Source organism: Methanolobus tindarius DSM 2278 (assembly GCF_000504205.1).
Classification (GTDB): Archaea; Halobacteriota; Methanosarcinia; order Methanosarcinales; family Methanosarcinaceae; genus Methanolobus; species Methanolobus tindarius.
In genome coordinates this window covers 1,593,536-1,606,459 of the sequence record NZ_AZAJ01000001.1, presented here as the reverse complement: position 1 = coordinate 1,606,459, position 12,924 = coordinate 1,593,536, and the positions used below count along the sequence as shown (strand labels likewise).

Here is a 12,924-nt window from a genome sequence, read left to right as displayed (position 1 = left end):
AGGTGGAAACTACGGAAAAAGCAGAGATTAGTCTGGATTCACTTAATCCAAAACAAGAAGAAATATACAGGCGATTAAGAGAAATAGGAGATGAAATTGCCGCTTTTTACTTGGATGGAATTAGAATTCTTAATGATGAACAGATTCAGACAAAATCAAACTTATTGGCACATATTGCACGGGAGATTGATGGTGGTCTGAGAGATATACTTGCAAGCAAAGAAATTCTTGACAAAAATAAGACTATCTCTAAGGATGAAATTAAAGTTTTGAAAGCTGAAATAAATTCAGAACTAGAAGCTAAAGGAATAGACAAGATTGATAATATCAGTAATCATGTAATATCTGTTTGCAATGCTTTAAGTATAGATTCGAATTCTAATCTTTTGAGAGAGTGGATTATTTGCAGTTCCCAATTTCATAAATTTGCACATAGACATGGAGCCTATAAAAGTCCAAGACCACTCGAAATGTTCCAAGATATCTGGTCTAGGTACGAGAACATATTATTCAAACTAATTGGGAGCTATTATCGATTTTTAGATCGAATTGATGACTTGCTTGAAAAAGAGGAGCCTTCAAAGGATATAATAAATGCTTTGCCAAATTTATTGCAAACCGGGGCAAGAGAACATTATTTTTTTACGAAATTAAATCATCAAAGCTGGCTTAAACCATTAAGAGAAGCAGGATTTTTTGACCCAACAAATAATCCTGAACCCATACTCAGTTCAGATGGAAATGGATACAGCTTTCCATTTTGGAGTGAATTAAACTATCTAGAAAGGATAGTGCTGGCTTCAGAAGAGGAAAATATCGATTTAATAATTGATATCATCAAAAAAATTATAGACCATCGTGAAGAGAAGAAAGATATAATTATTAATTCAAAAACAGATTATCAAGTATTTAAAATCATATGTGCTTTACCTTCTGAAAAAATAATAGAAGAGCACATTGGATTTATAAAGGATATTTTAATTTCTGGCATTTTTAACTCTCCTATTGCTTCAGATATTAATAAAATTCTTATACCAAAGCTGGTGGCTGATAAAAATAAAGAGATATTATTAAGTCTTCTTGAAGTAGTAACAGAATTCAATATTGATAAAAAAGAGTTCGTTTGTATAGTTAATTCTAAAATTGAAGATTATTGGCTTGAGGACCTTGTTAGTAAAAACTGTGAAGTAATTACCAACATATTAGGGATAGACATTGTCCGATTACTTCTTGGCAAAATTAGGGATTTATGCAAAGTTAATGAGCATTCATTTATTGTTGAAACAATTGAAGACTCTGATCAGAATATATTAAAACATCAATATGAAGCAATTATTATACGTTTTTTAAAAGAATCGATTTTTCAATTAGATTCTGCTAAACTTAGATTATTTGTAGAAGAATGGATAGATGATGACTTAGCAATCCTAAAAAGAATGGCATTATTCGTAATAAACAAAAGATATACTGACTATAATGATTTGTTTTGGTGTATAGAAAATCCAATTAAAAATCTTGCATGCAAGCATGAACTTTACGATTTATTAAGTAATCACGCAACAGAATTCAATCAAGAACAGATAAACAAAGTTGTTGAATGGATAGAGGAAATAAAAGTTGAATACTTGGACGAAAGTGACAAAGTGTATGAAGCTCGTCTAAAGAAAGAGTGGTATTTGACTTTACTTGACTCTGAAAATGAAAATGTCCTCGAAAAATATAAGGTATACAACGAATTGAGTCCAAAAACAATTGAACATCCTGGTTTTATTACTTATACAGAAGCTCTTTGGGGTGAAGAGAGCCCATTGCAAGAAGTAGAAATGAACCAGATGACAAGTAAAGAAATATCTGAATACTTGGAGAGCTTTGAAGAACAAAAAAATAATTTTAGGGCTCCTACTATAATGGGATTAGCCGATACATTTAAAAAAATAGTCATAGAAAATCCACATCGATTTAGTGACGAACTTGATGTATATAAAGAAGTTCCAATGATATACCGTTATTTTCTTCTACAAGGCTTTTCTCAAGCATGGAAAGACGGGAAATCATTTGACTGGAACAATGTCTTGGAATATATTCAATATACTCTAAAGAACGATATAAAACTAATAGACAACAAAGAAGAGTTCAATTACTATGAGTGGTTTATTGGGCAGGCATGCAGGCTTATTAAAGATGGGACGAAATCAGACAAACATGCATTTGATGAAAAATTCTTGCCTTTAGCAAAAGAAATACTTCTCTTGATGAAAACGAACGTAGGTTCTCACGAATTTACTGTTGATGATTACGTTACATTTGTTCTTAATAGCACCAAAGGCCAGCTACTTGAAGCAATGATAAACTATTCGCTAAGAGTGGCAAGAGTGGAGAATAAGAAGGAATGGGACAATGACATTAAGGCGGTTTTTTGTTATGAATTAAAAGATAAGCAATCTTTAGAAGTGCACACAATATTGGGGCAATATATTGGAAATTGTTTATATCTAGATGAGGAATGGATAAAAGATAACATTTTACTCATCTTTCCACAAGAAAAACCGAAACACTTTTTAGCAGCATTAGATGGATACTTTTTAAGTTCTACAGTGTACAATAACCTATATCATCTACTTAAGAATGTAGAAATTTATTCTAACATATTGCAAAAATGGGATGAAAATTCCAAGAGAATAAATGACAAAATTATTATTCACATTTGTCTAGCATATGCAGAAGGATGGGAATCTGTTGAAGTAGATGATAGTCTAATTAGTATCCTCTTAAAAAAGAAGCAAACACATGAAATGATTATACATTTCTTTGAGAATAATTCCAAAAACTTTAAAGAAAAGTATAAATCTAAAATTAAAAATCTCTGGCAAATTCTATTTGAAATTAATAAAGACTCAAATAAGAAAACTATAGGAAAACTCACAGCTTGGTTAGTAATTTTTGACGAATTAGACGATAATTTATTCCACTGGCTGGAAGAAGGAGCTCCTTATGTTGGGCCATATTGGGATTCATATTCATTTATTGAGAATTTAACAAGATTTATGAATGAAGAGCCTAGAAAATGTGGCGAATTGTTCTGGGTGTTGATTAAAGATAGAGAATATTTAGACGACTACGAAAAAGAGAATATCCTTTTTATTATCAGCACATTATACCAGAAAGAAGAAAAAGAGATAGCAAATAAGATTTGTAATAGATATGCTGAAAATGGAATTTATTTCCTACGTGAAATGTATAACGAAAACAACTGAGAACTCTCATTTTTTCATTTTCTTGTTCATGATATTCATAAATCGCTTATTGCTAATCGGATGATGACTGATGATTTCTCCATCATAGATTATACAAAAAGTCCCGAAAGCACATGGAGAATTTTGAACATCTTTGTGTCCTTCAAGATCAATTAGGGTGACATCAATCCGGAATTCCTCTTTTGCAGACTCAATGATGGCATTCACATTCTTTTCAGTATAAGGACACTGGGCTGAACGTAAAACATAAAGTCCTTCTTTGTATTTTTCCAGTTGTTGCTCCATGTTCTTGAATTTAGGATTTGGTGCATCCTCGTTGAATTTCAGAACCAGCAATTCAAAATCGGGTTTGGCGTTGTCAACTTCAACAAACCCTTTCTTGATGAAAATATCCTTTTTAGCCATGAATGAGCCTTTTCTGGTTACAACAGAAACTCCGTTCATACCCTCATTTTTTGCCTCTGAGATGCATTCATCTATCATCAGGGAAGCGTAACCTTTGCCCTTGAACTCATTTCTGAATCCTACAAAAATACACTGGATAAACATGTAGCCATCAGTATCTACAGGCCTGTGTGCATACTCACCTGGAATATACTCAAGCATTCCCTGGTACAGTCCATTTTCAGAGAGCAGAGCTTTAATCCTCAGACCTTTCAGATAATATTCATTGAACCAGTCTATCTTTTTTCTGAGTTCAAGATGCTTCTTTATGTCTTTGTAACCGCACACACCATATTCTGAAATATTATCCGGATTCAGGTCTATAACTTCAATATCACTCATATTCCCATCTCTACTTAGCCCTACCAAAATACCTCATTAGAACCATTTGGCAAGGTTGTGATATATCTTTCCAAAAGATCATATTCATGTTTTCGTAATTGAAAAATAAAAAAGAAAAATGAAAGAAACAAAGATTTACTCACACCCTCTGGGATTGTGCTAATCTTTTAAAGTCCTTGTCTCAATGATATCTATAGATGACATTAGATTCCTGATAAACTAAATTCTCTGGTTCAAAGAGAAATTTACTTACTCATTGCTGTTCTCTGCAAATGCTAAAATGTATCCATTGCAGTCTCTTATGTAAAATTCCTTCATCCCGTACCATGTTGTTTTCAGATCTACTACAACATCGACTTTCGATCTTATATTTTGATAAAATTCATCAATGCCCTCAACTCCCATATAAAAAGATACAGATGCACCCTGTTCTACATCCTTAAGGGGTGGAATATCTTCTCCAATGCTATCTGAACGCTGGAATTGTAAATCAACTCCATCCCTGTCCATCATAGCATAGATATAAGTATTATTTCCATCAAGCTCGTTATCAATTCCACTCTTGTCTTCCGGAACAGCCATCAAAACCGTAAATCCCAGAATGTCCTGATAATATGAAACTGTCTTTCTTATATCCTTTACAGCAAAATTCGGTGTCAGTTTGGTTAATTTCATGATTTACTCCCCATAATGTCAAAGAACTATTTCATAAAAAATCAATTTCGATTCTACAATTAGTATGTATTCTGATTTTAAATAGCTTCTACAAATCTATGAGTTCAGGCAAATAATATAGGTTGCTTTATCAGGTTCTATAGTCTTTATCTTTTCATAATGAGAACACCTATTTTTCATATGGTTCCTTGCAACTATAACAATAACCTTCATGCATGCAAATTGTACCGCCACATTTAGAACATATCCATTTACTCTTTTCATTCTGCAAAAACAGCTCAATACCTGATTCCTGGATAGTTTTCAGGTTTCCAACAAGGCTGGTATAATATTTGTCCCGGTATCTTTTATCCAGACGTTTTAACCTCGCACATGGAAAGCTGTCACATTCAAAACAAAAATGAGATTCACTGTCCTGAAAAGTCCCACATCTCTTTATCTTGCATTTGATTCTGCTTATAGATTTTTTATCATCAGGCCCCCTGCATCCGGGGCATTTATTCTTTTCACGCAGATATGCCATACAAACACTGCAATTAATGCCACATGGTGCAATGAGAAAAGCATTTTCTGAGATTTCCATGATAATTCTATAAAACTTATTTTTTAAAACAATTCCTGTAAAGTTCAGATTTAGATTTCATATTTAAAGAGTAGCTTTCTAAGCAATTATATATCATGCCAACTATTATATAAAAGAAAGAATCTGGCTGTTTAAAGCCTTTATTCCAATAATAAGAGAGAGGAGTTCCAATTGGGGAAAATAAAGTCTATTAATCCTGCAACAGGAGAATTAAACGGGGAATTCAATCTTAATTCCCAGCAGGTTGTTAATCAAAAGATAGGAGATTCCCGAAAAGCATTTGCTCAATGGAAAAACGAACCTCTCTGTGAAAGAACATTTTCCATAGAATGTGTGGGTGAAGTTCTGAGGAGCAGAAAAGAAGAGCTTGCAGAGCTTATCACAAAAGAAATGGGCAAACCTATAAGGGAGGCACTGTCAGAAATTGAAAAGTGTGCATGGACATGTGATTACTTTGCCAAGAATGCTGAAAGCTTTCTGGCATCAGAGTTTGTGGAAACAGATGCTGAAACCTCCGGGTATGTTTACGAACCGGCAGGTGTTATACTCAGTATAATGCCATGGGATTTTCCATTCTGGCAGGCACTGAGATTTGGTATTCCGTCTGTTGCCGGCGGAAATACTGTACTGCTGAAACATGCCAGTAACGTTCCCATGTGTGCCCTTGAAATTGAGAATATTTTCATTGAAGCTGGTTTTTCAGAAGGAATTTTCCAGACACTTCTAATAGATGGCAACACTGCATCCTCACTGATTTCAAGGGAGGAAATAAATGCTGTTTCTTTTGCAGGAAGTCGTCCTGCTGGAGAAAAGGTAGCAGAAGCCGCAGGAAAATACATCAAGAAGTTCATCCTTGAACTTGGAGGAAGCGATCCTTTGATAGTTCTAGAAGATGCAGATATCGATAAAGTTGCTAAAGCAGCAGTCATGGCCAGATTCCAGAACTGCGGACAAAGCTGTATTGCAGCCAAACGTTTACTGATTGATGAGAAAATTGCTGACGTTTTCACGGAGAAATTCACAACGCATGTGCAAAATCTCAAAATTGGAGATCCTATGGACCCTGCTACTGATATGGGACCAATGGCGAGTAGAATTCAAATCGATTGTCTGGAAGAGCAGATTAAACAAAGTATGAAATCGGGTGCACAAACAATTCTTGAAGGAGGCAGAACAGATGAAAGAGGATATTTTTACAAACCGGTTATCCTCAGCAATATCAACGAAAATGCCCCTGTTGTTATGGAAGAAACGTTTGGTCCTGTTGCACCTATAATAACTTTCAATAATGAGGAAGAAGCTATTAAAATAGCAAATAATACAGAATTTGGACTTGGAGCCAGCATCTGGAGCAGGGATAAAAACAGAGCCATGAGGATGACAAAACACATCGAAGCCGGAGTTATAACTGTCAATAACATCGTGTCATCTGATCCCAGACTTCCCTTTGGAGGAATGAAAAAAAGCGGAATAGGCAGGGAGATGTACCGCCATGGGATGCTGGAATTTATGAACGTGAAATCCATGAAGGTGTACTAAAATGAAAGCAAGCGATCTTTTTGTGAAATGTCTTGAAAACGAGGGAGTAGAATACATATTCGGAGTTCCGGGAGAGGAAACGATTGACCTTACCGAATCACTCCGAAAATCAAAGATAAAATTCATCCCGACAAGACATGAGCAGAGTGCTGCTTTTATGGCAGACATGTATGGAAGGCTCACACACAAACCAGGTGTTTGTCTTGCAACACTTGGACCGGGAGCCACAAATCTTATAACAGGAATTGCAGATGCCCAGCTTGACAGGGCACCACTGGTAGCAATCACGGGACAGTCTGCCCTTGAAAAAACTCACAAGGAATCGCATCAGTATATCGATATTGTAACAGCTTTCAAGCAATTCACAACCTGGAATTCAAAAATCACAAGACCTGATTTTATTCCCGAAATAGTCCACAAAGCTTTTGATATTGCAGCAGACAGACCGGGAGCCACACATATTGAGCTTCCGGAAGATGTTGCCAAAGAAGAAACATCTAAAGAACCGATATTAAAAAAGAACTATCCACATGTGAGTCTTCTCGATGAAAGTGAGCTTAAGAAAGCTGCAAAGATGATAAAGGAAAGCTCAATGCCAATAATCCTTGCAGGCAATGGAGTTTTCAGAGAAGATGCAGCTGCTGAGCTTAGAAGACTTGTTCAATTCTCAGGACTTCCTGTTGCTACCACTTTCATGGGAAAAGGTGCAATCCCTGCCGATGATTGCCATTATCTGGGTTCAATGGGAATCAAGGACCATGACCACATAATGTGTGGTTTTGAAATGGCTGACCTTGTAATATGTGTTGGCTTTGACTATGTCGAATACACACCTAAATTCTGGAACCCTGAAAAATCAAAGAAGATAATTCACATCCATACAGACCATCCAGAAATTGATGAAACATATATTCCTGATATACTACTAGTTGGAAGCATCAGGCAGACACTTTTCAACCTCAGACAACAATGTGATTTTGAAAAGGAAATGCATGAAAGGTTCCAGAAAGTCCGCAGCAGAATGAAAGCCGAAATTGAAGATTATGCTGAAGACATGTCTTTCCCAATGAAACCACAAAAGATACTCTCAGATGTTAGGGAAACAATGGACCGTGGAGATATACTCATCAGTGACGTAGGTGCCCATAAATTATGGATTGGAAGGCTCTTCCCTGCATACGAACCGAATACTGTTTTCATTTCCAACGGACTTGCAACCATGGGATTTGCACTTCCAGGTGCTATTGCAGCCAGCATGATTAAACCTGAAAAGAAGGTTGTTGCAATTGCAGGAGACGGTGGTTTCCTTATGAACTTGCAGGACCTTGAAACTGCTGTAAGACTTGGATGCAATTTTGTTGTTGTAATTTTTGATGATTCAAAATACGGACTCATCGAATGGCACGAGAGAAAGGCTTTCAACGAAACCATGGGAATTGATTTCACAAATCCCGATTTTGTTAAACTGGCAGAGAGTTTTGGTGCAAAAGGTGTGAGACTTGAAAAAGCTGAAGAGTTAAAACCAAAGCTTGCCGAGGCTCTGGAAGCAGGTGGTGTCTGGCTGCTGGATGTTCCTGTGGATTACTCAGAAAATATCAAGCTTACGGAGAAATTAAAGAACAATTTCTGTGAGATTTAAACTTTCAATTTTAAGTTTTAAGCTTTAAGTTTCAAAATTAAAGACACCTAAAGTCAACTCCCTGAAAATCAGATACATTTATAAAAAATCCACTTCATCTTTCTTATTGGGAAGTCGTTATCAAATTACAGTTATGGATAACAAGCGATTTTCGGGGTGTTAAACGTGAAGAAGACTATTTTAATACTTTTAGTTGTAATTATGGCTCTCTTTGCAGCCGGCTGCGCTGAAGAGGCAGAAGAAATGCAGGAAGACACAGGCATGGATGACGGAGCTGATTCCCAGATGGAAAAAGGCACCATTGTGATAGGCTCAAAACTTTTCCAGGAATCCTATATTCTTGCTCATATGACTGCTATTGTGCTTGAAGACGCAGGATATGAAACTGATGTAAAACAGGGACTTGGTGGCACTTTTGTAAACTATGAAGCTCTGAAGGCAGGCCAGATACACACATATGCCGAATACACAGGTACTGCTTACAGCCAGATACTCAGTCTTGAACAACTTGATGACTGGGACAAGCAGGTCGTTTACAACATGACCGAAGAAGGTCTCATGGAGCAGGACGGAGTAATGATAGTAAGCAACCTTGGTTTTGAGGATGCATATGCCATTGCAGTAAAAGAAGACTGGGCTGCTGAAAACAATGTTACAAAAATAAGTGACCTTGAACCATATGCCGCTGAAATGACTATCGGCACGGATCCTGAGTTTGCTACACGTGAAGACGGATTGCCACGTATCACTGAGGTATACGGCTTTGAATTCATGGACTATAAACAGGCTGTTGCTACTGTAATGTATGAAGCCATCAAAAATGACGAAGTCAATGCAATCTCTGCTTACACTACAGATACCAGAAATGAGGTGTTTGAACTTCGGGTACTTGAAGATGATAAGAATGCACTGCCACCTTATGATGCAATTCTTATTGTTACAGAGGAGTTTGCAGATGAGAATCCTGATGCAATTACTGCAATGAGGAAACTTGACGGTGCAATTGACACCGACACAATGAGGCAGCTGAACTATCAGTTCGACATTGAACAAAAGGAACCCAGGGACATTGCATACCAGTTCCTTGTCGATGAAGGAATTATTGAGGGAGAATAAATCCCTCACTTTTTTGATATCATTATCTAATCTCCGGGTATTGACATGCAAACAGAAAGACTGTTTGACAGGATTGAGTCTATCCAGTTCAAAGGAATAACCAAAAAATATGGTGAAGGATTCGCGGTAAAAGACCTTGATCTGGAAATAATCGGCGGGGAACTCCTGATACTTATCGGACCAAGTGGTTCAGGAAAAACTACAACCCTGCGTATGATAAACCGCATGATAGAACAGGATGAAGGTTCGGTTACTATCAACGGAATTGATACAAAAGATGTTGATCCTGTACGGCTTCGCCGTAATATTGGCTATGTGATACAGAATATCGGCCTGTTTCCCCATATGACGATCGGAGAGAACATTGGGCTTGTTCCCAAACTTGAAAAACAAAGCAAAAAAGATATAGAAGAACGTGTGAGGACACTGCTTGACTTTGTATCACTCCCTCCTGATATGTTCATGAACCGCTATCCGAAGCAGCTTAGTGGCGGACAACAGCAGCGAGTAGGACTTGCAAGAGCTATGGCAATGGATCCACCTCTTTTTTTGATGGATGAACCCTTTGGTGCACTGGATCCTATATTAAGAAAGCAGCTCCAGAAAGAGTTTTTAAAAATAAAAAATGAGATTAACCGTACAATCGTTTTTGTGACCCATGATATCGAGGAGGCTCTGGTGCTAGGAGACAGGATTGCAATAATGGATCAGGGAGAACTTGTGCAGGTAGGTCCTCCTGAAGAACTTATATTCAATCCTGCAAACGAGCTTGTTTCTGATATCGTTGACAACCAGCGTAAATTCAAGCATATGGATACCCTCAAAGTCAAAGATCTTATGTCTCCTTTTGAGGAGAAATATGTGCTTGATTCTAAAACTGAAGCCTGTAACGCTGTTGATGAAATGACAAAAAGAGAGCTTGAAACTGCTTTTGTATTTGCCGGGAATGAACTTCTGGGACAGGTGGAAATTGTAGAACTTATGAAATGCAGAGACAGGGAAGAAAAACTGAGTGAACTTGCAAAACCTGTCAAAACTTTCAAACCAATGGATTCTGTCGCTTTTGCACTATCTGAGATGAAAAACAGTGGAGAATACCTTGCAATTGTTATGAATTCAAAATATCCGGTAGGTATCCTTGTATCCGATGAGGTTTTGCTGAAACTTATCTGATGAAGTGAAAATGGAGAACAGACTATGTTGTCAATACAGGTTATAGCAGATGTCTGGAACAGGCATCTTATGACTATGCGAACAATTGAGCATCTGCATATGTTCAGCATAGCCCTGCTCCTCTCAATAATAATTGGAGTCTCAGTTGGTGTTTTCATCTATATGAAACCTAAAACTGCAAATCCTGTAATTAATTTCCTCAACATTGTTGAAACAATTCCGGACCTGGCACTCATCGTACTTCTTCTCCCAATACTAAAACTTGGAGCGGGCCCTACTATTGCTGCATGTGTACTCTATTCCATACTGCCAATTGCGAGAAATACCTACACAGGACTGAAAAATGTAGATGACCAATACACATATGTTGCTCAGGCAATCGGACTTTCTCCCAGGGAGGCATTGCTGAAAGTGAGAATTCCCATGTCACTTCCACTTATTGCAGGGGGGATCAGGATTGCACTTGTGTTCTGCATGGGTGTTGTGACTCTTGGAGGGCTTGTTGCAGCAGGTGGACTTGGAACCGTGTTGCAGAATGGCATCCAGCTTTACCAGAAAGATGCAATTCTTGTTGCAGGACTATGGACTGGACTACTTGCCGTTTTACTGGACGGTTTTGCGGGTTTAATCGAGAAAAAACTCCATGAGAGGTACGGAACATGGTAGTCCTTGAAACTGTGCTTGATGCTACATGGGAACACATAGTCCTTGTCTACACCACTCTTTTTGTAAGTATAGTAGTTTCAGTACCACTTGCCTTTGGAGCACTTTACAGCAGGAAACTGGAATTTGTTATAATGAAATTTGCAAACCTTGTTCAGGCAGTTCCAAGTTTTGCTGTTGTTGCTATAATGGTCCCGTTCCTTGGAATCGGTTTTACCCCCGCGCTTGTTGCAATAATGTTGCGGGCCCTGCTTCCAATAATCAAAAATACCTACATTGGACTGAGCAACGTAGACCCCGCATTGATAGATTATGCAGAAGGTGTGGGTCTGAGCCAGTGGCAGATACACAGGCACATAAGACTCCCAAATGCATATCCTGCCATGTTTGCAGGAATCAAGTTTGCAGGAATCCTTGCCAATAGTATTGCAGTGCTCACAGCTTTCATCGGCAGTGGTGGTCTAGGGGAGATCATATTCCAGGGACTAATAGGATACAATACAAGCACTCTTCTGGCAGGCGCAATACCTGCCATCATGCTTGCAATTCTGATAGATGTATCTTTTACAATGCTTGAAAAGAAAGTAACTCCCGGTCATTCCGGTGAATAAAACCAGTTATTAAGCCAATACTTTTAATCCTTAATTGCGTTAGGGCAAAATGACAGAAAAATGAGTCTTAAGGATGATTTGAAAGGGATTATCCCTGAAAAAGAGCTTGAAAAATTACCCAACCGTTTTGATATTGTAGGTGATATTGCCGTTGTATCTATCCCGGAAGAACTGGCTAATTACAAAGAAGATATAGCCAGAACTATCATGGGAAAAATGCAGAATATCAAAAATGTACTGAATAAGGTCTCGAAACTTGAAGGCAACAGGAGAGTTGCACATTTTGAGATTATTGCAGGAAAAAGCACAGAAACCATCCACAAAGAGTTTGGGTTCTCTTATAAAATAGACCTGAGACAATCTTTTTTTAACGGGAGACTCTCTTACGAGAGAAAACGAGTAGCTTCAATGGTGAAACCTGGAGAAAGAGTACTTATCCCTTTCAGCGGAGTCGGACCTTTTGCCATACCTGCTGCTGCGTCTGCTGACAGTATTGTTGCAGTGGAAATGAACGGGGCTGCCTGCAAATCTTTTACAAAGAACTGCAGACTCAATAAACTTGAAGATAAGATACATATTATCAATGCTGATGCCAACAGCATACCAAATTTGCTAAAAACCGAGTTTGACAGGGCAATAATCCCGACACCTTATGGTATGGATCATTTTCTTGAAACGATTTCTCCGCTAGTAAAAGATGGAGGATTTATTCATTTCTACACCTTCAAACCAAAAGAGGAGATTCCAGAACTCATTGAGAAATATGAGGATATGGGAGTTGAGGTTCTTTTCTACCGAAGATGTGGAAATGTAGCACCTGGAATAAGCAGATGGGTATTTGACCTTAAAAAATGAGAGTTAAAAACTTGATTCTATTTTCAAAAA

Annotated in this window: 11 protein-coding genes; 8 read left to right on the top strand and 3 right to left on the bottom strand. The window is 37.6% G+C overall.

Annotated elements, in window-relative coordinates; translation table 11 throughout:
* Window positions 1–2: 2 nt before the first annotated feature.
* A complete protein-coding gene (locus tag METTI_RS07790; protein ID WP_023845271.1) occupies window positions 3–3,254 on the top strand; it encodes a hypothetical protein in 3,252 nt (1,083 codons plus the stop codon).
* A 6-nt stretch (window positions 3,255–3,260) separates the two neighbouring features.
* On the opposite strand, the gene METTI_RS07785 is transcribed toward METTI_RS07790, so the two are convergent.
* The 3 genes from METTI_RS07785 to METTI_RS07775 form a co-directional block, all read right to left on the bottom strand.
* A complete protein-coding gene (locus METTI_RS07785; protein ID WP_023845270.1) occupies window positions 3,261–4,040 on the bottom strand; it encodes a YoaP domain-containing protein in 780 nt (259 codons plus the stop codon).
* Between the two features lie 249 nt (window positions 4,041–4,289).
* The gene (locus METTI_RS07780; RefSeq protein ID WP_023845269.1) at window positions 4,290–4,715 is read right to left on the bottom strand and encodes a VOC family protein; all 426 of its coding nucleotides are present in this window, start codon (window positions 4,713–4,715) and stop codon (window positions 4,290–4,292) included.
* A gap of 169 nt (window positions 4,716–4,884) precedes the next feature.
* A complete protein-coding gene (locus METTI_RS07775) occupies window positions 4,885–5,298 on the bottom strand; it encodes a DUF3795 domain-containing protein (protein ID WP_023845268.1) in 414 nt (137 codons plus the stop codon).
* Window positions 5,299–5,469: 171 nt separating this feature from the next.
* On the opposite strand from METTI_RS07775, the gene METTI_RS07770 reads away from it, so the two are divergent.
* The 7 genes from METTI_RS07770 to METTI_RS07740 all read left to right on the top strand — a co-directional run bounded on the left by METTI_RS07770 (window position 5,470) and on the right by METTI_RS07740 (window position 12,894).
* Entirely contained in the window at window positions 5,470–6,837 is a 1,368-nt protein-coding gene (locus METTI_RS07770; RefSeq protein WP_023845267.1) for an NAD-dependent succinate-semialdehyde dehydrogenase, read from the top strand.
* A gap of 1 nt (window position 6,838) precedes the next feature.
* Window positions 6,839–8,476, top strand: coding sequence for an acetolactate synthase large subunit (locus METTI_RS07765; RefSeq protein WP_023845266.1), 1,638 nt, complete (start codon window positions 6,839–6,841; stop codon window positions 8,474–8,476).
* A 165-nt stretch (window positions 8,477–8,641) separates the two neighbouring features.
* On the top strand, window positions 8,642–9,592 hold the full coding sequence (locus tag METTI_RS07760) for a glycine betaine ABC transporter substrate-binding protein (RefSeq protein ID WP_245596098.1): 951 nt from the start codon (window positions 8,642–8,644) through the stop codon (window positions 9,590–9,592).
* 45 nt (window positions 9,593–9,637) lie between these two features.
* Window positions 9,638–10,765 (top strand): ABC transporter ATP-binding protein, encoded by a 1,128-nt coding sequence (locus tag METTI_RS07755; protein WP_023845264.1) that lies wholly within the window; start codon window positions 9,638–9,640, stop codon window positions 10,763–10,765.
* Window positions 10,766–10,789: 24 nt separating this feature from the next.
* On the top strand, window positions 10,790–11,431 hold the full coding sequence (locus METTI_RS07750; protein ID WP_023845263.1) for an ABC transporter permease: 642 nt from the start codon (window positions 10,790–10,792) through the stop codon (window positions 11,429–11,431).
* Window positions 11,425–12,039, top strand: coding sequence for an ABC transporter permease (locus tag METTI_RS07745; RefSeq protein ID WP_023845262.1), 615 nt, complete (start codon window positions 11,425–11,427; stop codon window positions 12,037–12,039). Before METTI_RS07750 ends, METTI_RS07745 begins: the two co-directional genes overlap by 7 nt.
* A 60-nt stretch (window positions 12,040–12,099) precedes the next feature.
* Window positions 12,100–12,894 (top strand): class I SAM-dependent methyltransferase, encoded by a 795-nt coding sequence (locus tag METTI_RS07740; protein ID WP_023845261.1) that lies wholly within the window; start codon window positions 12,100–12,102, stop codon window positions 12,892–12,894.
* Window positions 12,895–12,924 lie beyond the last annotated feature (30 nt).